25 protein-coding genes and 1 other RNA gene are annotated in these 20279 nt (G+C 49.0%); 18 read left to right on the forward strand and 8 right to left on the reverse strand.

What is annotated here, in order from left to right:
* Positions 1-108 precede the first annotated feature (108 nt).
* Entirely contained in the window at positions 109-516 is a 408-nt protein-coding gene (locus ASG16_RS22270) for an NUDIX hydrolase (RefSeq protein WP_056486227.1), read from the forward strand.
* 52 nt (positions 517-568) lie between these two features.
* On the opposite strand, the gene ASG16_RS22275 is transcribed toward ASG16_RS22270, so the two are convergent.
* Together ASG16_RS22275 and ASG16_RS22280 are read right to left on the reverse strand one after the other, a co-directional pair.
* Positions 569-1048: a CcdC family protein gene (locus ASG16_RS22275; RefSeq protein WP_048033670.1), complete on the reverse strand. Its 480-nt coding sequence runs from the start codon at positions 1046-1048 to the stop codon at positions 569-571.
* 94 nt (positions 1049-1142) lie between these two features.
* A complete protein-coding gene (locus ASG16_RS22280; protein WP_056486228.1) occupies positions 1143-2342 on the reverse strand; it encodes an MFS transporter in 1200 nt (399 codons plus the stop codon).
* 194 nt (positions 2343-2536) lie between these two features.
* Here ASG16_RS22280 and ASG16_RS22285 point away from each other — a divergent pair, with 194 nt between their 5' ends.
* Both ASG16_RS22285 and ASG16_RS22290 read left to right on the forward strand, forming a co-directional pair.
* Positions 2537-3217 (forward strand): CPBP family intramembrane glutamic endopeptidase, encoded by a 681-nt coding sequence (locus ASG16_RS22285; RefSeq protein ID WP_056486232.1) that lies wholly within the window; start codon positions 2537-2539, stop codon positions 3215-3217.
* Positions 3218-3238: 21 nt separating this feature from the next.
* On the forward strand, positions 3239-3790 hold the full coding sequence (locus ASG16_RS22290; RefSeq protein WP_056486235.1) for an RNA 2'-phosphotransferase: 552 nt from the start codon (positions 3239-3241) through the stop codon (positions 3788-3790).
* On the opposite strand, the gene ASG16_RS22295 is transcribed toward ASG16_RS22290, so the two are convergent.
* Positions 3787-4320 carry a DUF309 domain-containing protein gene (locus tag ASG16_RS22295; protein WP_056486238.1) on the reverse strand — a complete coding sequence of 178 codons (534 nt, stop codon included), beginning with the start codon at positions 4318-4320 and terminating at the stop codon, positions 3787-3789. The genes ASG16_RS22290 and ASG16_RS22295 overlap by 4 nt on opposite strands.
* A gap of 91 nt (positions 4321-4411) precedes the next feature.
* On the opposite strand from ASG16_RS22295, the gene ASG16_RS22300 reads away from it, so the two are divergent.
* The gene (locus ASG16_RS22300; protein WP_056486241.1) at positions 4412-4675 is read left to right on the forward strand and encodes a hypothetical protein; all 264 of its coding nucleotides are present in this window, start codon (positions 4412-4414) and stop codon (positions 4673-4675) included.
* A 51-nt stretch (positions 4676-4726) separates the two neighbouring features.
* Here ASG16_RS22300 and ASG16_RS22305 read toward each other — a convergent pair whose 3' ends face one another.
* Positions 4727-4897, reverse strand: coding sequence for a YjzC family protein (locus tag ASG16_RS22305; RefSeq protein WP_007728413.1), 171 nt, complete (start codon positions 4895-4897; stop codon positions 4727-4729).
* A 322-nt stretch (positions 4898-5219) separates the two neighbouring features.
* Here ASG16_RS22305 and ASG16_RS31005 point away from each other — a divergent pair, with 322 nt between their 5' ends.
* The 4 genes from ASG16_RS31005 to ASG16_RS22325 all read left to right on the forward strand — a co-directional run bounded on the left by ASG16_RS31005 (position 5220) and on the right by ASG16_RS22325 (position 8013).
* Positions 5220-5471 carry a hypothetical protein gene (locus ASG16_RS31005; RefSeq protein ID WP_198674255.1) on the forward strand — a complete coding sequence of 84 codons (252 nt, stop codon included), beginning with the start codon at positions 5220-5222 and terminating at the stop codon, positions 5469-5471.
* A gap of 96 nt (positions 5472-5567) precedes the next feature.
* Entirely contained in the window at positions 5568-5918 is a 351-nt protein-coding gene (locus tag ASG16_RS22315) for a DUF4870 domain-containing protein (protein ID WP_007728403.1), read from the forward strand.
* 130 nt (positions 5919-6048) lie between these two features.
* Positions 6049-7224, forward strand: coding sequence for a CaiB/BaiF CoA transferase family protein (locus tag ASG16_RS22320; protein ID WP_056486244.1), 1176 nt, complete (start codon positions 6049-6051; stop codon positions 7222-7224).
* Positions 7225-7242: 18 nt separating this feature from the next.
* Complete coding sequence (locus ASG16_RS22325) at positions 7243-8013, forward strand: enoyl-CoA hydratase/isomerase family protein (RefSeq protein ID WP_056486665.1); 771 nt, start codon at positions 7243-7245, stop codon at positions 8011-8013.
* 7 nt (positions 8014-8020) lie between these two features.
* Here the strand turns inward: ASG16_RS22325 and ASG16_RS22330 are convergent, their stop codons facing one another.
* The gene (locus tag ASG16_RS22330) at positions 8021-8446 is read right to left on the reverse strand and encodes a Gmad2 immunoglobulin-like domain-containing protein (protein WP_056486247.1); all 426 of its coding nucleotides are present in this window, start codon (positions 8444-8446) and stop codon (positions 8021-8023) included.
* Positions 8447-8588: 142 nt separating this feature from the next.
* Here ASG16_RS22330 and ssrS point away from each other — a divergent pair.
* Positions 8589-8779: non-coding RNA, 6S RNA (ssrS, locus tag ASG16_RS22335), on the forward strand.
* Between the two features lie 85 nt (positions 8780-8864).
* On the opposite strand, the gene ASG16_RS22340 is transcribed toward ssrS, so the two are convergent.
* Genes ASG16_RS22340 through ASG16_RS22350 form a run of 3 tightly spaced genes read right to left on the reverse strand, consistent with a single transcriptional unit; the run spans position 8865 to position 11461 of the window.
* On the reverse strand, positions 8865-9311 hold the full coding sequence (locus ASG16_RS22340) for a hypothetical protein (RefSeq protein WP_048033663.1): 447 nt from the start codon (positions 9309-9311) through the stop codon (positions 8865-8867).
* 32 nt (positions 9312-9343) lie between these two features.
* The gene (locus ASG16_RS22345) at positions 9344-9685 is read right to left on the reverse strand and encodes a DUF2512 family protein (RefSeq protein ID WP_047068205.1); all 342 of its coding nucleotides are present in this window, start codon (positions 9683-9685) and stop codon (positions 9344-9346) included.
* A gap of 36 nt (positions 9686-9721) precedes the next feature.
* On the reverse strand, positions 9722-11461 hold the full coding sequence (locus ASG16_RS22350; RefSeq protein WP_056486250.1) for an Rqc2 family fibronectin-binding protein: 1740 nt from the start codon (positions 11459-11461) through the stop codon (positions 9722-9724).
* A gap of 178 nt (positions 11462-11639) precedes the next feature.
* Here ASG16_RS22350 and ASG16_RS22355 point away from each other — a divergent pair, with 178 nt between their 5' ends.
* The 9 genes from ASG16_RS22355 (at position 11640) to rsmB (ending at position 20210) form a co-directional block, all read left to right on the forward strand.
* The gene (locus ASG16_RS22355; RefSeq protein ID WP_056486252.1) at positions 11640-12524 is read left to right on the forward strand and encodes a YicC/YloC family endoribonuclease; all 885 of its coding nucleotides are present in this window, start codon (positions 11640-11642) and stop codon (positions 12522-12524) included.
* Between the two features lie 24 nt (positions 12525-12548).
* Positions 12549-12809, forward strand: a complete 261-nt coding sequence (gene remA / locus ASG16_RS22360) for an extracellular matrix/biofilm regulator RemA (protein ID WP_015891999.1) — start codon at positions 12549-12551, stop codon at positions 12807-12809.
* 16 nt (positions 12810-12825) lie between these two features.
* On the forward strand, positions 12826-13446 hold the full coding sequence (gmk, locus tag ASG16_RS22365) for a guanylate kinase (RefSeq protein WP_047068199.1): 621 nt from the start codon (positions 12826-12828) through the stop codon (positions 13444-13446).
* A gap of 4 nt (positions 13447-13450) precedes the next feature.
* The gene (gene rpoZ / locus ASG16_RS22370) at positions 13451-13657 is read left to right on the forward strand and encodes a DNA-directed RNA polymerase subunit omega (RefSeq protein WP_016742004.1); all 207 of its coding nucleotides are present in this window, start codon (positions 13451-13453) and stop codon (positions 13655-13657) included.
* A 75-nt stretch (positions 13658-13732) separates the two neighbouring features.
* The gene (gene coaBC, locus ASG16_RS22375; RefSeq protein WP_056486254.1) at positions 13733-14980 is read left to right on the forward strand and encodes a bifunctional phosphopantothenoylcysteine decarboxylase/phosphopantothenate--cysteine ligase CoaBC; all 1248 of its coding nucleotides are present in this window, start codon (positions 13733-13735) and stop codon (positions 14978-14980) included.
* The gene (priA, locus tag ASG16_RS22380) at positions 14977-17412 is read left to right on the forward strand and encodes a primosomal protein N' (RefSeq protein WP_056486257.1); all 2436 of its coding nucleotides are present in this window, start codon (positions 14977-14979) and stop codon (positions 17410-17412) included. Before coaBC ends, priA begins: the two co-directional genes overlap by 4 nt.
* 16 nt (positions 17413-17428) lie before the next feature.
* Positions 17429-17905: a peptide deformylase gene (def, locus tag ASG16_RS22385; RefSeq protein WP_056486260.1), complete on the forward strand. Its 477-nt coding sequence runs from the start codon at positions 17429-17431 to the stop codon at positions 17903-17905.
* A 4-nt stretch (positions 17906-17909) separates the two neighbouring features.
* The gene (fmt, locus tag ASG16_RS22390; protein ID WP_056486263.1) at positions 17910-18860 is read left to right on the forward strand and encodes a methionyl-tRNA formyltransferase; all 951 of its coding nucleotides are present in this window, start codon (positions 17910-17912) and stop codon (positions 18858-18860) included.
* A gap of 3 nt (positions 18861-18863) precedes the next feature.
* Positions 18864-20210: a 16S rRNA (cytosine(967)-C(5))-methyltransferase RsmB gene (gene rsmB, locus ASG16_RS22395; protein WP_056486266.1), complete on the forward strand. Its 1347-nt coding sequence runs from the start codon at positions 18864-18866 to the stop codon at positions 20208-20210.
* The last annotated feature ends 69 nt before the right edge of the window (positions 20211-20279 follow it).

Genomic DNA, 20279 nt, shown 5'->3' on the forward strand with positions numbered 1-20279 from the left:
AAGTTTTATGATCAATTATATCTTGTTACCAAAGGGGAATATAGTATTGAGTAAAGACTCAGTCTAACAACGCTGGAATAGTCGTTTAGAAGAAATGGAGGCATACATATGGGATCACCCCGACATATTGTGTCCGCAGCAGCGATTATCATCAATGAGCGTCAGGAGATTTTATTGATCAAGGGTCCGCGTAGAGGCTGGGAAATGCCTGGTGGCCAAGTAGAGGAGGGCGAATCTCTTGCACAGGCAGCCATTCGAGAAACAAAGGAAGAATGCGGCTTGGAGATTGAAGTGACGAAGTTTTGCGGTATTTTTCAAAATGTTAGGAAAAGCCTCTGCAATGCGTTATTTTTAGCCAAGCCGGTGGGTGGAGAATTGATAACGACCCCGGAATGCTTGGAGGCAGGCTTTTTTCCGGTAGAGAAAGCTCTGGAGATGGTCACCTGGAAAAACTTCCGGCAACGCATTGAGCTGTGTTTGCGAGAAGAAGAGCATCCGTTTTATGTAGAGTTTTGATCCGCGGAACCGAAAATGAAAGAAACCACCTCGCAATGGAGGTGGTTTTCTATTAGGTACCAAACGTCTTTTTGGTTAAATTCCGGTACATCACCAGCATCGCGATACGCCAAGGTACGAGCATACCGAATGCGAGCAAGAAGAACAGTCCACCCGTTTGAATCGGTGTAAAGCTATCATTGATCAGCAGTTTAATAATCAGCCGGATGACCAACAGACCGGACAAAATAAAGAAAAACGCGCGGGACCGTTTCAAATACACATCTTGCCCAATGATTTCGAAGCGTGACGTCATAATCAGCGGAATCGAAAAGATAAGCCCAACCACAAAGGCAGCAATATCAAACTTGGGCGGTAATTGCGCCTCTGGGAACAAGAACATCGCAAACCCTGTCGCCATAAAGAAGGGTGGCAAAATAATACTTTTTGCAGAAGCCGGCTTTTTTTGCCGACGCATTCTCACAATGATCACTGCAATAGCCATCACGAGAGGCAGCAGGATTCCCAAAATGGGAGAGGAAAGGATCTGCATGGAAAAACGCCTCCATAAGTGTTCAACATACTTCCACTAGTGTACACCAAAGTATGGTCTATGGGAAAGCGTTTGTCATGGTACGTTTCTAATACTAGGCAGCTGCTTCATCGTGGGACCGCACATCCAGCTTATGCTTTTTACTGTAGAAGAAAGTCAACAAGCCAAAGAGCAATGTCACCGAGCCGATGAAGAGGAGGTAACCGCTAATGCCGAGAAGGTCCAGCCCAACTCCTGTAATCGCGAGAGCCAACAAGAAGAATCCACGATCCAGCATGCTTTTGAAAGAAAAGAATCGCCCTTGCTGGTGTGGAGGCAGGCGCTTCTGGAAAATCGTTGCCGTGACTGGGAAGAAGAAAGCAACGACAAATCCGAACACCGAGAAGGAAGCTAGTACCATGAATTTGTTATCGGCGAATGACATGCCGAACTGGGACAGCGCGAAGAAAAAGAGCATGACGGTGGACGCTGCCACGAGGTTTCTGCGGCCTATCCAACGTTTTGCCAAGAGCCCCCCAATCAAAATGCTAATTCCTTCTGCTGCATAGATCCATCCCATGAGCTGCGGTTCCTGTTGCAGCTCGCTAAAGTTCAAGATCATCAGGTTCACACCGCCGAGGAACAAGGTGATCAACCCGTTATTAATCAATCCGACAAACAAGGCTGGGTCCTGGCGCGAGATCGTCAGTACTTCGCGAAACTCCACTTTTTCCTGAATCTTCCGAGAAGTGACTGGTGGAATGCGGAGAAAGAGCGTGACGACAGCGAGTACAGCGTACGCGATGATGGAGCACACATACAGCATGGACAAGTCCATGGACGCAACGAGTATTCCACCGATTGCCGTTCCTCCAATGCGCGAGAGAGTTGAGATATTTAAATATGCGCTGTTCGCCTTGAGTAACTCGTCTTGGGAAAGGATGGCTGGCAAGGAAGCCTGTACGGTTGGAAAATAAAACGCAGCAGAGCATTGCATCACGATCAAAGATACAATCATCCACAGAAGAGAATCGTTTGCAAGAGCTGGGAACATGAAGACTGGGCTGAGTGTTCGGACCAGGCTAGCAAATAGCATGATCCTGCCTTTGTCGTACATGTCGATTACCACACCCGCTTTAGGGGCGAGGAGGATGCTGACCACCAATCCACACATCAGAATCAAGCCCTTCACCGTATCAGAAGGAACGAGTTTCTGCATGAACGAAAGATTGGCAATAATCGAAATCCACATGCCCGCTCCCGCGACGATCTCTCCGCTCATTAAAAGCAGAAAGGTACGATTACGCCATAACATGAGAGCCACTCCAAACATTCGTTAGATAGGTAAAAATTTGAACAGATCCATTCAGTTGATAAAAAGCGATTTCTCTAGTATAGCATTCATGCAAACGCTTGTATATTTATTGTCTTTGTGGGTATTCTTCGCATATATAACGGACAAACTAACGCAATACTGCGGCCATTACGCCCAAAAGGAGCTATTCGTAAATGGCGCGAAAACGAACGATGCTATTGTTGATTGTGTATGGATTTGCTGCGACACTCACGATCTTTTACGGACTGGTGGAAAAGCATAGCGTCATTGTCACGTTCTTTACTTTTCATGTGCTCGTTTGCATCTGTATCCCCGCCATTCACGGATGGTGGGAAGGAGATTTGCGAAAGCACTGGCGTTTAGCGTGGGGAAGTTTTGAATGGCAGGGTACTTTATACGGACTGGCATTTGGCGTGCTTATGTTGACAGGAGTGCTGGCTGGGCTTTGGTTGCTCCTGCAAGAACCGGGAAGACCTGAAGCCGTTCGAACTGGTATGGAAGCATGGGGAATTGAACGCCGCTGGATTTGGGTTTTTTCCTTCTACCTCATTTTCATTAACTCACTATTGGAAGAGTTGTTCTGGCGAGGCTTCGTATTGCAGCGGTTGCGCGCATCCTTGTCCCGCTTGATGTCCATTTTTCTTTCCAGCTTTTTTTATTCCTTGTATCACCTGATTATCTCTACGATCCTATTTGGTTTTCGAAACGGCTTGCTCATTACAACGATGGTTTTTGGTGCAGGGTTGATTTGGGGATGGATGAAAGGAATGTTTCCTTCGATTTATCCAAACTGGATGAGTCATCTGTTCGCGGATTTGGGTCTCGCACTAGCTGTGGTTCTCTGGATTTATTGACCGGATAGGAGGGCGAAACTGATGCTGGCGATTCATGAAGAAACGAGACTTCGCAAGCGATTGCTCAGTATACTTCGGCAAAACAGTGAAGCATTTCAACTCTATTATGACACGTATGGTTATACCCCGGTTGAGCCGTTGCTGGACTACCTTCATACGCTAAAAGGGTGTGCGTACATAACCAGGCAAGATCTACATCAAGTCGTGGAATTCGATCCGGAGCGGAGTATTGATTGGGACGGTGGAGCACTCATTCGAGTTACCTACGGCTTTTTGCCTTCCATTGCCAAAAACAGGCTCATCGAGATCGTACCACCTGACGTTCTGTATTACGGGACACATCGAAAGTTATTGAAACAGGTACTCACTGGCGGTCTGTTGCCGATTGCCAGTGAGTATGTGCAGCTTGCGGAGAGGCCGGAGCATATTGGAATGCCAACAGACACATTGCGCCTCGTCACTGTGAATGCAAAGGAGGCCCGTGAAGCTGGCAGTTGCTTTTACCGAGTGGGTGAGCACTATTGTTTGAGCGATGCTGTCCCAGCCAGTTATTTGCAGCAGTACGCAGATTAGTTCGACTCGTTGTTACGACGTGCTTCGCGCATTTGCAACTGGTGCTGGCGTTCTGCCAAAACGTCGCTTCGATCCCTCAAGGTATGCTTATTCAGCAAGTAGGCGTCATGCATATTACTATCCCGATGTTCAGGGTGATTTTGCATCGTACAAGCCTCTTGATACGCCTGTTTCAAAGCATCTGTCATGGGCAAGGACAGGCTTCGATAGGGCTGACCATTTTGTATTTCCGTCAGGCGCTCTTCAAGCAGGCTCGCCAGACTGTCACTATCCAACCCAAGCTTTTGGATGTCTAGATGATGCTTTTTGACAAGGGATATGGCGCTTGTGAGCATTTTGATTGCACCTGACTGATTCCCGCGTCTCTGATGATAAAGAGCGACGGAGATTTGAATCAAGCCAACCCACACTGGCTGTCGTTCATGTGGAGGAGCGCTTTTCCAATACTCCTCGAGAATCTCATGACACTCAAAATAATCGCGTTCTACATGAAACTGAATCAAATAATCCAGATACGGTTGCGGATACATGGTGATCTTCACCTCACTGCTTGGTTTTCAATGGTTCGATTATGTACTATTATAAAGCATAGAGAGTAGAAAATGAGGTGTAAAACCATTTATGACAAGAGATGAACTCGTAGCCGTATTGGAAAAAAAGCGAATGACCGAAATCATAGAACTGATCGAGGATGCTGAACAGGGAGAACTGGAAGAGCTCGAGCTCGTGGAAAGCCTGGGATTGCTCATGGATCAGGAGTTGAACAAAGAAGTCCTTTCGTTATTGGAGAGCTTGGGTGTCACCATTATTTACTTGAGCGGCGATGAAGAAGACGAAGACGAAGAAGACGAAGACGAAGAAGACGACGAAGACGACGACAATTAGTAAAAAAGAGAACCAACCTTGTGCATGGTGCCAGGTTGGTTTTTTCATTCCTTACTTTTGTGTCCATACGCGATTTTTATTTCGTGTAGCGGGGAACTTTTCCCCTCTGGAAAGCTCGATGATCATCGGGTCCTGCACACTTGCACCGGACTCACCAATCTCCATGTATACGGCATTTTTCGGAGACTTTTCTCCTTCACGAAAACGGCTGTGTTCTCCCACGAAGGCACCTTCTTCCTAAGGAATTGTCATCTGAATTAGTATGACCCGGTACACTTGCTTCATGCTTTCCCTTTTAATTCCTTTTGGATACATGCTACCTTTGCGTCTCCACCCAGAAGGGCTGGCTGATTGCCGACAGGATTCGTTATTTTTGAGGCAGATGGTCAGAAAAAGCGCGGTCCAATCAGCGATTGACCACTCTTACTCCTCAATAGCCTACGAGACATTCGCTGATTTTGACTAGTGTATAGACTGATGTCCATGCCGATATGCCTTCACCTACATACCTTGTAGATGTAACGAACAGGAAGGAGTGAGGTTAATGAGTTGCGGATGCAGAAGATCTCGTCGCAGATGCTTTAAATGCTGCGAAAAGAAAGTGTACAGAAAGCATTGCTTCTACAAGCCACACTACAAAACCCATTGTAAACCATACGGTCGTAGTTGTGGACACGGTCACTTTGGTGGCTTTGACCACTTCGGCGGCGGTTACGGCGGTTTCGATGGTTACGGCTCCTCTTATGGTGGCGGGTACGGTGGCGGGTACGGTGGAAGTCACGAGAGCAAGTATTAATAGAGAAAGGCGCCGTAGAGGCGCTTTTTTCGTTTTTTCGCAAGTTTTGCGCAATTTGTCGTACAATAGAGGAAAAGGATTAATGGAGGTATGGATATGCAATTCCTGAATGGGAAAGAGGAACGAATGTGGGCGATGATCGTGCATCTATCTGCCTTCCTTGGTTTTATCGTTCCGTTCGGCAATGTACTAGGACCTTTAATCGTATGGTTGATCAAGCGTGAAGAGGGAGCCTTTTTTTATCAGCATGGAAAAGAGGCGCTGAATTTTAGTATCTCGGTGACGATTTATGCCGCCATTTCAAGTTTGTTGATCATCATTTTTATCGGCGTTCTATTATTGGGGGCCCTCTTTATTTTTTGGGCAATCTTCGTTATTATCGCTGCGGTGAAAGCAAATGAGGGAAAAGAATTCCGTTACCCGCTCACTCTCCGGTTTATTAAATAGCCGTTCTTGGAAAGTCGTTCCACTTGGGACGGCTTTTTGTATTTGTTTGAATTTTCTATTAAAAAAGAGGGTGAACAGTCGTTCATCTCGAATTACAAGAGAGTGTAGTCGGTGAAGGGGGAGTCAAATCATGTTGACGGGAGTGACGATAGTTGATTTTTCTCGCCATCTTCCAGGTCCGATTTGTACGATGCGCCTTGCTGATTTGGGGGCGGAGGTCATCGAGGTGGAACCGTTTCACGACAAAGCTCACTCACCGTTAACCGGGCCTTCTCATCCTGAAGCTAGAGAGACGGGAGCGTTTTACCTGCGTTCACATCGCAATCATAAAAGCATTTCCTTGAATTTGCGGACGAATGAGGGAAAAGCGCTCGCGTTTGCTCTGGCCAGACAGGCTGATGTTGTGGTGGAAAGCTATCGACCAGGTGTGATGCGACATTTGGGACTTGATTACGATCGCCTGTGGGAGGTGCACCCTGCGGTCATTTATTGCTCCGTGACGGGCTATGGCCAAAGCGGCGAGCTATACCAAATAGGGGGGCATGACTTGAATGTCCAGGCAGTAAGCGGATTTCTCTCGCTGATTCGTGATCTGGAAGGCAAGCCTGTCGTTGCAGATATTCCGCTATCTGATTATGTGCTCGGGTTGTATGCCAGTGAACAAATATGCGCGGCGCTTGTGCAACGTGCACGGACAGGACGAGGAGCTTATTTGGATGTTTCGTCGGCTGACTTGTTTAGTTCCTGGACAGGCCTGCATGCACTGTTTATGTCATACAGCTCCTCGATTGGACGGGCGACCGGTAGAGGGAGTTTGCTGGCGTATCAGGTCTATGAGACAGCAGACGGCCAGTATGTCGCCCTTGCTGCGTTGGAAGAGAAGTTCTGGCTTAATTTTTGCCGCGCGGTAGGAAGAGCAGACTGGGAGCTATGTCATCGAGCTAGTGTTGCTCGGCATCCAGAGTTGTTTGAAGATATGAAAGCACTGTTTCTGTCCAGAACCCAAGCAGAGTGGAGTGAGCTGGGTAGTGAAGTAGATTGCTGTCTGACCGCCGTTGAAGATTGGGAAAACTGGGCAGACAATCCATACGTTGCGAACAGGGAGATCGCGTATACACTTCCTTATTTGGAAAAGAAGTCGCCCGAACAAGAGGAGAGCTTCGCGCATCGATACAGGGCGGAGCGATTGTCACCCCCGTGGCACACCGATTACACGTACGAGCTGCTCAAACGCAAGCTGAACCTCACCGAGGAGGATTTGAGCAGGCTGCAAAGGCAGGGGGTTATTCCTGCCGCTTCTTCATAGGAAAGGGTGAGAAAAATGATGGAACAGGATCATCATACGCAATTGCTCGTAACAAAAGCTGGTGGAATCTGCACGATTACACTCAACAGGCCACAGGTCCTCAATGCGATGACAGTTGAAATGTTTTCTCTTTTGCAGGACGCGATCGCAAAAGCTTCAGCAGATGAGGACGTCGATGTGCTTATTTTGCGGGGAGCGGGGGGGAACTTTTGCTCCGGTGCTGATTTGGGCGTGTTAACTGCGCTGACGGATAAGAGTGACGCTGATCAATCATTGACGATCATTAATGATTTCATCACCAACTTGCATCAAATGCCAAAGCCCGTGATTGCAGTCATCGAGGGTGTAGCCGTTGGAGCGGGACTCAATCTTGCGTTGCATGCTGATTTTGTCATTGCCACGGAAGATGCCCTTTTGCAGGAGCCTTTTGTCCAGATCGGTCTGACAACGGATTTTGGCGGGACATACCTTATGCCAAGACTTGTTGGTACGGCGTGGGCGAAGCGTCTCGCGTTGTTAGGAGAAAGGATTACAGGGAAAAAAGCGGAGGAAATCGGCTTGATCTATCGAGCGGTAGAAGCCAGTCAAGTCGAAAGTGAGGTTGAAAAATTGGTTGCTGCGGTACGTCGCCTGCCGAAGCAAGCGTATGCTGTAACAAAAGAGGGGTTGGGACGCTGCCAGGCAAACGGCCTAGAATATGCACTGGCCTGGGAAAAGCAACAGCAGCCGTCCCTGATCGCACGTCCTGAATTTCAGACGCTTGTTCAAGCAAAGCTAAAGCGGACGTAGCGATGATTTATTTTGGCAGTGGGATGTTTAGCTCATGAATGCGCTGTCCTATCGCTGCACTTTCCTCGAACAAAGAGAGCACAGGTGATTTTGCGCTCGGGTCCAGCTTGAGATCGATGGAAAAGCTCCCCCAGTCAGGAGCGCCCATGCTAGCTGTCACAAAGCTATTTGCCAATGTCTTGTCTCCGTCCGTCACGACGAATCGTACGTTAGCTTCGTTCACGCGTGCTTCACCTTTAATCGTATATTGCCCTTCGCCTGTTTTGGTGATCGCAATATTCCGAAATGATTCATTCTCGTATCGACCCTTGTCCTCGCTAACCGGATGAGAATTTGTGCTAGCTGCTGCGGATGGAATGATGGTGGGGAATGATACAGCAGTCAAGCCCATGGCAAGTAAGCAGGTTGTCAGCATGTTTGTTCGAAATTGCATGTTATTCCTTCCCTTCGTTCGTTTTCCTCTCTAGGTTGGCGAAATTGGAATGGAACTATTCTTGGGTTTGATTAGTTAGAAAAGTCCAAAGGCAACTTTATCCGTTGAGCTAAGGACCATTCTGTGATAAAGTAGGGATATCAAGATCCTGCGATGTACGATAGGCCGTAAATGTTTCTAACCTTATACGTGTTTTTTGGGAGACGGAAACTGTGATGGATGTCAGGCCCACCTCCTTTTTGGATGCATGGGAAGGCTGAAGTGCAGAAGGGTCGCCCACCTGTGTGAGCGCAGGTTATAGAAACATGAGGTCAACGGCAGAGCGGGGACTTGGCCGTTTATGAATGCAATGAATTGCCGATAGCACAAAAAACCACTTGGAATCTGCTTCCAGGTGGTTTTTGTTTTTGTACCGAGATCAATGTGTGGTTTTGTTTTGTTTGCCCGAGCCGTGACCCTGCCCTTGTTTTTGGGAGCCCTGGTCTTGATCTCCGTGATCAACAATAGTCAGGTCCTTTTCAAGTGTTTGGGAGTCTTGGGCGTCTTGAAGAATTTGATACATTTGCAGGAAGTTTGCTTTTTGCCCCTCAGGAATTCCTTTAATGCGAACGGTCAGTTCTTGCGGGCCGCCGCCGCCATTTTGCTGTTGTCCACCTTGGCTGTTCCCTTGCCCGCTGTGTTCATTGGAACTGGGTTGCTCATCAAGAAAGCTGAGAAACATCGAGTCGCTGTCTTGGTCTTGCTGGTTGTTTTGTCCGCTGTTTTGTGATTGCTGTCCTTGTCCGTTTCCGCCTTGTCCGCCTTGCTGTTCAAACAGCACGTTGAATTCGTTAAGATCGGTCTGGATGATGCCAATGACGTTCATCCTGATCCTCCTTCCAAAATAGAAATGATGCTTCAGCCCGGATGCTTGGAATGGTGGACACCGTGCCGTTGCAGGTAACCATGGAAAAAGTATTCGACCACCGTAATGGCAAATGCCGTCAACAACAAACCAGATAAGGATATGGTCTGACCAAACAAGTAACAGCCAAGCCACAAGGAGGCATACACGAACAAGAAATCAGCGGAGCTCGCAAACGTATTGTTCGTACGTGGGAGGATTGTCAAATCAAGTACATAACCCAGTAGACTGACAATCACGCTTGCGAGCACTGCAAACATTAGGGACGTCCCTGACCACCAAAGCCCTGGAATGGCAATGATTCCGTTAAACAAGAGCTTGAGAACGATGTTCAAAGAGCGAACACCACCTTTCATGCCCTTAGTATGAACTTAGGTAGTCGCGCTATTCGTAGAAGAGGTGTTTGATTTTAGACGGCGGATCAGAGCTTCATCTGGGGTCACATACAGCGTTCGTTGCTGCTCGTAGATCACATAGCCAGGCTTGGCTCCGCTCGGTTTTTTTACATGCTTGACGAGCGTGTAATCTACGGGAATTTGACTTCCTTCTTTGGCGCGACTGAAATAAGCCGCCAGATTCGCTGCTTCGAGCAACGTCTCATCCGAAAATTCCCGAGCGCGAATGACGACATGGGACCCAGGGATATCCTTGGTGTGTAGCCAAGTTTCTTGTGAAGATGCGAGCTTGTTGGTCAAGTATTCATTTTGTTTATTGTTTTTGCCGACCAAAATTTCAATGCCGTCCGAAGAAAGGTACGCATCCAGCTCTGGTCGGGTGTCTTTTTTCTTGCGCGGACCGCGTTTTTTACGGTCTCGCATGTAGCCTTGCTCTACGAGCTCCTCGCGAATTTCTTCGGCATCTTTTAAGGTAGCATGCTCCAGTTGAACCAATACGCCGTCCAAATACAAGAGTTCTGTCTTCGCTTGCTCAATCTGCTCACTCACGATAGAAAGACTGTTTTTTGCCTTGTTATACCGCTTGTAATACGACTGCAAATTTTCCGAGGGGGTCTTCAACGGATCGAGCGGAATCGTGATGGTACCTCCCGCTTCGTCGTACCAATTGACAGTGACGAGCTCGCGATCCCCTCGCTTCATGTGGTGCATATTGGCGGTGATCAATTCACCGTACAGGCGAAACTGATCTGCTTCATGCGCATCTTGCAGTGTTTGCTCGAGCTTCTCGATTTTCTTTTCATTTTTATTGCGCTCAGCGGTGACAAAACGAATTAAATCGTGCGCACGCTGCTTGACAGTATCACGGAGCGCCTTTCCTTCGTAAAATGCCTGCAAACATTCTTGGACGGAAGGATAGGGGGTGCTAACCCCGTTTGAGAGATGAGTCAGCTCAACGACGTGAAAATACGTTTTGCCATTTGCCTCTACAATGGATGGCACATACTCATGAGCGCTGATTGCCTTCATCACTTGTGAAAAGGCAGCCCACAGTGTTTCGCGATTCGCGAGGCCTGCTCTGTGCAAAATTTCTTTTGCCAATAAGGGACTGATCCCGGTATAGCCATCTACGATTTGCTTGTCCAAACGACCGCCGTTCCAGTCGAGGGAAGAAATGAACGCTTGCTCGGTTACAGTGAGAGGGTCGCGCTTATCTTGGCTCGGAGGAGAGACGTAAGGTCTGCCAGGCGTAACTTGTCTGTACTGGCTAATGGCAAGCGTCACGTGCATGGCGCTGTCCAAAATCATTCCGGTTGCAGGATCGATGAGGATGATGTTACTGTGCTTGCCCATGATCTCTACAATAATTCGGCGAACAGCCGTGTCACCCAGCTCATCCCGGGTGCGTACGTCGATGTGAATGATTCGCTCCATCCCGATTTGCTGGACAGATTCAATTACGCCACCTTCGCAATGCTTGCGCAACAGCATGCAAAACATTGGAGCTTCCAGCGGATTCGTGAATTCTTCTGTTGTAATGTGCAAGCGGGGATAGGTCGGGTTTGCAGACAGGAGGAACCTTACCGTTTCTCCTTGTGTCCGTATTTGCATAACAATATCGCTATGGTGGGGCTGGTGGATTTTCGAGATGCGTCCTCCTACCAGTTTATGTAATTCCCGTGCAACGGAGCGGGTTACTACGCCATCAAATGCCACAAAAGTCACCTCAGATCAAAAAATGGCTAGAATAATAGTATAGAGAGCTGCCAGTCACAGTGTAGCATAAGTCAGAGCAAGGAGGAATCTTATCGTGGTGGGGTTGCTTCGGTTGACACTGCCAAGAGTTGTCTCCTATAATAAATTAACGATTTTGCGTCTATGGAAGTGAAAACTTGTGATTCGAAGCATGACTGGTTACGGTAGAAAAGAAGATAGCAAAGGCTCCATTCGAGCAACAGTCGAGATTCGTGCAGTGAATCACCGCTTTTCTGAGATTGTCGTGCGTCTGCCCAAAGCATGGAATATACTTGAGGATTCGATTCGTAAGCTGGTCGCACAGTATGTCAGAAGAGGGCGTGTCGATGTCACTGTCTCAGTGGAAGGAAAAAATTCTTCTGCTACGGTTATGGACATTGACTGGGATGTAGCTGAACAGCTAGTCTCCATTTCCCGTGAGATGACTCAGCGTTTTTCGCTAGAGACGCCTTTAACCGTCAAGGATCTGCTACACTTTCCTGGCGTGATACATACCAAAGAGTCAGAGGACAATGTGGAGGAGCTGGCAGAGTGGCTCCAAGACCTGGTCAGGGGCGCAGCAATGGATCTCGTTTCGATGAAAGAGACCGAGGGTAATCTGTTGCACGCTGATCTAACCAGTCGCCTGACTGCCGTCAACACATGGACACGGGAGATCTCCCAGTTGGCCCCACTTTGTAGGGAAGATTACAAGGGCCGACTTGAGCAACGCGTAAGTGAGTGGGCCGGTTTGACACCTTTTGAATTGGACCCTGCTCGTGTAGCGCAAGAGGTTGCCTTTTTCGCTGATAAAAGTGATATTAGTGAAGAGTTGACCCGTTTAGATAGTCATTGCCAACAGTTTGCCATTCAATTAGGCAAAGAAGAAGCAATTGGTCGAAAACTGGATTTTCTGCTCCAGGAAATGAATCGGGAAGCCAATACGATTGCTTCCAAAGCGAATCATTTGCGCATTCAGCATCTGGCTGTCGAGATCAAGACAGAACTGGAGAAGATGCGGGAGCAAATACAGAATGTCGAGTAGCATGAAAGGATGGGCTGGGCCGTCATGGCAATCAAGCTAATCAATATCGGTTTTGGCAACATCGTCAATGCCAACCGCATTATTTCAATTGTAAGTCCGGAGTCCGCTCCTATCAAACGGATCATCCAGGAAGCGCGCGATCGCAACATGCTTGTGGACGCTACCTATGGGAGACGTACACGTGCAGTCATTATTACAGACAGCGATCACGTGATTTTGTCAGCGGTACAGCCAGAAACAGTGGCCCAGCGCTTGACTACGAAGGATGACGAATCGGACGAATAAAGTAGGAGTGTAAACAATGAGTATGGTTGATCGTGGTCTCCTTTTGGTTCTTTCCGGACCAGCTGGTGTGGGAAAAGGAACAGTATGCAAGGCACTTCGTGAAGTGATGCCTGATCTGGTGTATTCTGTTTCCGCTACCACACGCCAGCCGCGTCCTGGAGAGGTAGAAGGAGTTAATTACTTTTTTAAAAGCCAGGAAGAGTTCAAGCAGATGATTGAAGAAGATGCTCTTCTGGAATGGGCAGAATACGTAGGAAATTACTACGGAACACCTCGTCAGTTCGTGGACGATATGCTGAATGAGGGGCGCGATGTCATTCTTGAGATCGAGGTTCAGGGTGCTCTTCAAGTGAAAGAGCGCTTCCCGCAAGGTACATTCCTGTTCCTGGCTCCGCCTGATTTAAACGAACTGGAAAACCGGATCGTGGGTCGCGGGACAGAATCACAAGAGATCATTCGCAAGCGCATGGAAGTGGCGCGTGCTGAAATCGAGCTCATGGACCACTACGATTATGTAGTCGTCAATGACGTCATCGAATCGGCTTGCGATCGAATCCAAGCGATTATTACAGCAGAACATCTGAAAAAAGATCGTCAGGTTCACAAATATCGCAAATGGTTACAGGAGGTTGAATAAAATTATGTTGTATCCATCTATTGACGAATTGACCGAAAAAGCGGAGAGCAAGTACATCTTGGTGACAGTAGCATCCAAGCGTGCACGTCAGCTTCGCGAAAACAGCGAAATTCAAGTGGTGAGACCAAAATCCAAAAAGTTTGTAGGTTTGGCACTGGAAGAGTTCATCTCCGACGAGCTCGTTCACGAGTTTTTGGACGGTCGCAAATAAGCAGTCACCTTTAAAAACAACCTCACGAGGTTGTTTTTTTCGGATTTCGGATAGGGGAGAAAGGAGAGAGTGCAGATGCATTCGCTTGCAGGAAAACGAGTTGTTCTTGGAGTATCTGGCGGCATCGCTGCTTACAAGGCTGCTGCACTGACCAGCAAGCTGACACAGGCAGGTGCGTTGGTGCATGTCATTTTGACAGAGGGCGCCTTACAGTTTATTCAGCCTTTGACGTTTCAGGCCTTGTCTCACCTGCCTGTCTATACAGATACGTTTACGGAGCCAGACCCCCATGTGATAAGCCATATCGAACTGGCTGATCGAGCTGATCTCGTATTGATCGCGCCAGCAACCGCCAACGTGATTGGCAAAATGGCGAATGGCATTGCGGATGATATGCTGACGACGACAGTACTGGCTACGAAAGCGCCTATCATGGTCGCGCCTGCCATGAACGTCAATATGTACAATCACCCTGCGGTTATCGCAAATATGGATAAGCTTACTGATTATGGTTATCGGTTTGTTGAACCAGGTGTCGGGCTTTTGGCATGTGGCTGGATTGGCAAAGGACGTTTGGCGGAGCCCGAGGAAATCGTCGAAGCTGTGCGTCAATGGTTTGCTTCCGATGAGACCAGACAAACGATCCGTGAAAAAGATTTGCAGGACAAGCACGTATTGATCACAGCGGGTCCGACTCGTGAAAAAATTGATCCAGTGCGTTACATAACCAATCATGCTTCAGGAAAAATGGGCTACGCCATCGCGGAAGCGGCACGAGACAGAGGGGCGAAGGTTACGCTGATCAGTGGGCCGACTTCCTTGGCACGTCCTGATGGAGTGGAATTCATCGCGGTAGAATCGGTACAAGAAATGTTTGATGCCGTTATGGAGCAGTTGCCGCACTGTGACATCGTCGTCAAATCCGCAGCAGTTTCCGATTATCGACCGAAGCATGTAGCAGAACATAAGATGAAAAAGGGTGATGGTCCACTCGAACTTGCGCTGGAGAAAGCACCCGATATTTTAAAGACGATTGGTGAGCGGAAAACGAAGCAGTTCGTCGTTGGCTTTGCAGCAGAGACCCAAAATGTGTTACAGCATGCCCAGTCCAAGCTGGAGCGAAAAAATCTCGATATGATCGTAGCCAATAATGTATTGCTTGAGGGAGCAGGTATGGGAAGCGATACGAATATCGTGACCTTGCTAACCCGTGGCGGAGAGCAACTGGCATTGGATAAATTGAGCAAGCGGGCTGTGGCAGACAAGCTGTTTGATGCTGTCCTTGCCGTGCAAGAGCATAGACCGCTTCGAAACCTGTCATGATTGCCCAAATTATCGTGGACGTTCCGGTCAATCGAACGAATCGACCTTTTGATTACCATGTTCCGCCTTGGTTGCGTCCGCTGATTCGCATCGGCAGTCGTGTGGTTGTCCCATTTGGCCCTCGTCAATTGCAAGGCTATGTCATCGGGATCGTAGAGGACGACGAAGCCATACCAGATCGTTCGCGACTAAAAGATGTCGTGCAGGTACAAGACGACACTCCTCCTCTAACGCCAGAGCTGCTAAAGATGAGCGAATGGATGTCCAAGCAATACCTGTGTCCGTGGGTAACCGCTGTACAGGCGATGCTTCCGGCTGTGCTCAAAGGGAAGTCGGAGAAGTGGCTGACGGCGACAGACGCATTGGACGAAGAAGCATGCGGGAGATCGGGGCTTCTGTGGGAATTGTTTCGCAAACGGCAAATTCCGCTCTCAGAAGTGGAGAAACAATTTGCGGAGGAGTATTTGCTCGTTCCGGGCTGGATACAGAGTGGTCTGCTTGCTACGGAGTATCAAGTAAGGGACAGAATTACCCGCAAGCAGCAGTCATTTGTCCGGAGCTTATTGGATGAGGGTGAGCTGGAAGAAGCGATTGGTTCTCTGCCAGCACGGGCAGAGCAGATGCGCCGTGTCCTTCAACTGATGCTCATGCACAAGGGGCAGTCCTTATCTGTACAAATGCTGCGGGATGAGTACGGAATTACGCGCTCTCCGCTGAAAAGCCTGGAATCAAAAGGCTGGATCGCGATCGAGCAAGTGGAGGTTTACAGGGACCCGTACGCCAATCGGCGTTTCCAGGAAAAGCAGAAGCCTGTCTTTACCCCGGTACAGGAAGCGGTACTGGCACCTATTTTGCAATCGATTGAATCGGGAACCTATGCTTCTTATTTGCTGCACGGTGTTACCGGAAGCGGTAAGACAGAAGTGTATCTCGAAGCGATTGAACGCACGTTGGAAAAAGGGCGGGAGGCGATCTTTCTCGTTCCGGAAATTTCACTGACTCCGCAAATGGTGGAGCGCTTCAAAGCTCGTTTTGGTGCAGACGTAGCTGTTTTGCACAGTGCCCTGTCACAAGGAGAGCGTTATGACGAGTGGCGCAAAATCATCCGCAATCAGGTCAAAGTGGTGGTAGGTGCACGGTCTGCCATCTTTGCTCCGTTTCGGAATGTTGGTTTGATTGTGATCGATGAGGAGCATGAGAGCTCGTACAAGCAAGAAGAGACCCCTCGCTATCATGCGCGAGAAGTAGCCTTGTGGCGAGCGAAGGAGAATCAGGGTGTACTTGTCATGGGAAGCGCGACTCCTGCCCTGGAGACGTATGCACTAGCTACCCGAGGTCGCTACGAGTTGTTGCGCATGCCGGAGCGTGTCGGGAATCGCCCGATGCCTGAGGTGCATGTCGTGGATATGCGCGAGGAGCTTCAGGCCCAGAATCGTTCGATGTTCAGCCGGAAGCTGCATGAGATGATTGCAGATCGATTGGCAAAAGAAGAGCAAATGGTCATTTTCCTTAACCGAAGAGGCTTCTCTACCTTTGTCATGTGCCGCTCCTGCGGCTATACGATGCGCTGCATTCATTGCGACATCTCGCTTACTTATCATAAAACGAATCATACGGCGCGCTGCCATTACTGTGGATACACCATCGCTCAGCCCAAGCATTGTCCAGAGTGTCAGAGTGAGCATATACGTTTTTTTGGGACAGGAACGCAAAAAGTGGAAGCAGAGCTGGCAAAGCTTTTCCCTGGAATCCGGGTCATCCGAATGGACGTGGATACGACCTCGCGTAAAGGCTCTCACGAAGAGCTGTTAAACAAATTCCGCTCAGGTCAAGGCGACGTTTTGCTCGGTACCCAGATGATTGCCAAGGGCCTTGATTTTCCACGAGTGACGCTGGCGGGCATCATTGCAGCGGATACGTCCTTGCATCTGCCTGACTTCCGTGCAGCGGAAAAGACATTTCAGCTCCTGACGCAGGTAGGCGGACGCGCAGGACGACATGAGCTGGACGGAGATGTCGTAATTCAGACGTATACGCCCGAGCACTATAGCATTGTTCATGCGACCAAGCATGATTATCCCGCATTTTATCAGGATGAAATGATGCAGCGCAGACGAACAGGCTACCCGCCGTATTTCCGTCTCGTATTAATTACGTTTAGCCACGAGGATGTCCCTGTTGTTATCCGCGGTGCGCATACAATGGCTGACTATTTGCGGCAGCGTTTGGCTCAGACGACGATCCTCTTGGGCCCAGTTGCTTCGCCTATTGCAAGGGTGAAGGATAGATTTCGTTTTCAGATCATGCTAAAATATCGTGATGAACCGCAACTGTCAGAACTGCTCGCTCAGGCGACGGCTGCGTTTGAAGAATGGAACAAACAGCAGAAAGTATTGATGACGATTGACGTCGACCCTTACGTACTGCTTTAGGGAGGATATGAAACACATGGCGATTCGCACAATTGTAAAACATCCAGATCCGATTTTGCGTGAAAAGGCAATGGTCGTAAGCAAATTTAATTCCAACTTGCACAAGCTGCTTGATGATATGGCAGATACGATGTACGATGCAGACGGTGTAGGCTTGGCTGCTCCACAAGTGGGCATCTCCAAGCGTGTCATCGTGATGGATTGCGGTGATGGACTGATTGAAATGATCAATCCGGAAATCGTTGAGCATGAAGGGGAGCAATTCGATTATCCAGAAGGCTGCCTGAGCATTCCTGGTCTGCAAGGAGACGTTCGTCGCCACAAGTGGATCAAGCTGCGCGGTCATGATCGTAACGGGAATGTGGTTGAGCTGGAGGCAGACGACCTGTTGTCCCGTTGCGCTCAACACGAGATCGATCATTTGAATGGGGTCCTCTTTATCGATGTAGCTGACAAGGTGTACAAAGTAAACCCGAACCAGGAAGGGGAATAACCATTTGAAAGATGCTCGCATCCTGTTTATGGGTACGCCTGACTTTGCTGTATCGAGTCTTACGGCTGTACTCGAAGCAGGCTACAACGTGATTGGAGTCGTAACACAACCCGATCGTCCCGTTGGACGCAAGCAAGTATTAACGCCGCCCCCCGTGAAGGAGGCGGCTTTGCGTCATGGACTTTTGGTATTGCAACCGGAAAAAATCAAGGCAGAGGAAGCACTTGAAGAAGTGTTGGCGCTCGAGCCTGATCTGATTATTACCGCGGCGTATGGGCAGATTTTGCCTAAAAAGCTGCTCGATGCACCGAAATATGGCTGCATCAATGTGCACGCCTCTCTTTTGCCGAAATATCGCGGGGGTGCCCCCATACATAAATCGATTGTTGAGGGAGAAGCGGAAACAGGCGTAACCATCATGTACATGGTGGAAGCTCTCGATGCAGGGGATATGCTGTCTAAAGTAGTCGTGCCGATTGAAGAGCGTGATACCGTAGGGACCTTGCATGACAAATTGGCTGCGGCAGGCTCTGAGCTGTTGATGGCTACTGTCCCGCCCCTGTTGGCTGGTGAGCTCGTAGCAGAGCAACAGGATCATTCGGCAGCGACTTTTGCCCCGAATATCAAGCGTACAGACGAAAAAATTGACTGGAGCCGTTCTGCGGAACAGATTTACAACCAAGTCCGTGGCTTGAATCCATGGCCAGTCGCATTTACTACATGCGAAGGCAAGATTTGGAAGCTATGGTGGGTAGAAAAAATGCCGGCGTCAGGCGAAGGCAAAGAGCCGGGAACGATCATCGCCCGCGAGGAAGACGGTATCGTTGTTGCTTGCGGTAGTGGTGCAGTGAAAATAACCGAATTGCAGCCAGAAGGCAAAAAACGTATGAGTGCACTCGACTTTTTGCGTGGAGCGGGCAGCAGCATTGAAATCGGCACAAAGGTAGGAGAATAGTCCGTGGCAAAAAAGGGAGCTCGCGATATCGCCCTCGATGTTTTGAACAGGGTAGAAGAACATAAGTCCTACAGCAATCTTGAGCTGCGCAATGTCCTGGATCGGGAAAATCTCAGTGCAGCAGATGCAGGGCTGGTAACAGAGCTTGTGTACGGTACCATTCAGCGCAAGTTGACGCTGGATCATGTCCTGTCCCATTTTGTCGGGAATAAAAAGGTCCAGACCTGGGTCCGTAACTTATTGCGCCTCAGCTTGTATCAAATTCGCTTTTTGGACCGTATTCCTGAGCGCGCTGCCGTACACCAGGCGGTTGAAATCGCCAAGAAACGTGGTCACCAAGGGATTGCTTCGATGGTCAACGGTGTTTTACGCAATGTATTGCGCCAGCCGGATGTGTGGGAGCGTCAGCCAAAAGGCGACCGTGCCTTGCAAATCGCCGTAGCCTATTCTCATCCAGAATGGCTTGTGCGTCAGTGGCTTGAGGTATATGGCGAAGAGACGACGGTTGCGATTTGCGAAGCCAACAATAGAACCCCGCATAGCTCTGTCCGGGTCAATGCATGGAAAACGACGAAGGATCAAGTGCTGGACAAGCTGGCGGAAGAAGGGCTGGAAGGCCAAGCGTCGTCTGTCAGTCCTCATGCTATTCTGATGGAGGGCGGACATGCAGCAGGCTCTCGCTTGTTCAAGGAAGGCTACTTCACGATTCAGGATGAGAGCTCAATGCTCGTAGCACCAGCTCTTGCTGCGCAACCAGGTATGCGCGTACTGGATGCTTGCGCGGCGCCAGGTGGAAAAACAACGCATATAGCGGAAATGATGGAAAACCGCGGGCAAATCATCGCGAGTGACGTGCATCCGCACAAACGCGATCTGATTGCGAGTGCAGCGAAAAGACTCGGGATTACAATCATCGAGCCAATCGTAAGTGATGCGCTTGACCTACCAGAAAAAGCGCTAGGAACTTTCGACCGAATTCTGCTCGATGCGCCATGTACCGGATTTGGCGTGATTCGTCGCAAGCCTGATCTGAAATGGAACAAAACACCTGGAGATGTCCGTGCGATTGCTCAGCTACAGTACGAACTGCTCAAGACATTGGCGCCGATGCTTGCTCAGGGTGGTTTGATGGTTTACAGCACATGTACGATAGAGCCAACAGAAAACCAGGAGATTGTTCGCCGCTTTGTCGAAGAACACCCTGACTTCGTATTCGATGATACACTGGCACAAGACCTGCCTGAGGCAGTCAGAAAGCATGTCGATGAAACCGGAGCCTGCGTACAAATTTTGCCTCACCATTTCGAGAGTGATGGATTCTTTATCGCGCGATTGAAACGAAGAGGATAAGGAAACGGACATACTAACAAGGGGTGGCGCACCAACAGGTGGAAAATGCCACTCCTTTGCCTTTGTTTG

Source organism: Brevibacillus sp. Leaf182, assembly GCF_001423865.2.
Lineage (GTDB): Bacteria > Bacillota > Bacilli > Brevibacillales > Brevibacillaceae > Brevibacillus > Brevibacillus brevis_C.

Bases quoted from the DNA above. Each gene is read 5' to 3' on its own strand.
- coaBC (WP_056486254.1), top strand. From the start codon at position 13,733: ATGCATTCGCTTGCAGGAAAACGAGTTGTTCTTGGAGTATCTGGCGGC.
- ASG16_RS22330 (WP_056486247.1), bottom strand. From the start codon at position 8,446: ATGCAATTTCGAACAAACATGCTGACAACCTGCTTACTTGCCATGGGC.
- ASG16_RS22300 (WP_056486241.1), top strand. From the start codon at position 4,412: ATGACAAGAGATGAACTCGTAGCCGTATTGGAAAAAAAGCGAATGACC.
- ASG16_RS22325 (WP_056486665.1), top strand. From the start codon at position 7,243: ATGGAACAGGATCATCATACGCAATTGCTCGTAACAAAAGCTGGTGGA.
- ASG16_RS22280 (WP_056486228.1), bottom strand. From the start codon at position 2,342: ATGTTATGGCGTAATCGTACCTTTCTGCTTTTAATGAGCGGAGAGATC.
- ASG16_RS22290 (WP_056486235.1), top strand. From the start codon at position 3,239: ATGCTGGCGATTCATGAAGAAACGAGACTTCGCAAGCGATTGCTCAGT.
- ASG16_RS22270 (WP_056486227.1), top strand. From the start codon at position 109: ATGGGATCACCCCGACATATTGTGTCCGCAGCAGCGATTATCATCAAT.
- priA (WP_056486257.1), top strand. From the start codon at position 14,977: ATGATTGCCCAAATTATCGTGGACGTTCCGGTCAATCGAACGAATCGA.
- ASG16_RS31005 (WP_198674255.1), top strand. From the start codon at position 5,220: ATGAGTTGCGGATGCAGAAGATCTCGTCGCAGATGCTTTAAATGCTGC.
- ASG16_RS22340 (WP_048033663.1), bottom strand. From the start codon at position 9,311: ATGAACGTCATTGGCATCATCCAGACCGATCTTAACGAATTCAACGTG.
- def (WP_056486260.1), top strand. From the start codon at position 17,429: ATGGCGATTCGCACAATTGTAAAACATCCAGATCCGATTTTGCGTGAA.
- ASG16_RS22320 (WP_056486244.1), top strand. From the start codon at position 6,049: ATGTTGACGGGAGTGACGATAGTTGATTTTTCTCGCCATCTTCCAGGT.
- gmk (WP_047068199.1), top strand. From the start codon at position 12,826: ATGAGTATGGTTGATCGTGGTCTCCTTTTGGTTCTTTCCGGACCAGCT.
- rpoZ (WP_016742004.1), top strand. From the start codon at position 13,451: ATGTTGTATCCATCTATTGACGAATTGACCGAAAAAGCGGAGAGCAAG.
- ASG16_RS22285 (WP_056486232.1), top strand. From the start codon at position 2,537: ATGGCGCGAAAACGAACGATGCTATTGTTGATTGTGTATGGATTTGCT.
- ASG16_RS22275 (WP_048033670.1), bottom strand. From the start codon at position 1,048: ATGCAGATCCTTTCCTCTCCCATTTTGGGAATCCTGCTGCCTCTCGTG.
- ASG16_RS22315 (WP_007728403.1), top strand. From the start codon at position 5,568: ATGCAATTCCTGAATGGGAAAGAGGAACGAATGTGGGCGATGATCGTG.
- remA (WP_015891999.1), top strand. From the start codon at position 12,549: ATGGCAATCAAGCTAATCAATATCGGTTTTGGCAACATCGTCAATGCC.
- ASG16_RS22295 (WP_056486238.1), bottom strand. From the start codon at position 4,320: ATGTATCCGCAACCGTATCTGGATTATTTGATTCAGTTTCATGTAGAA.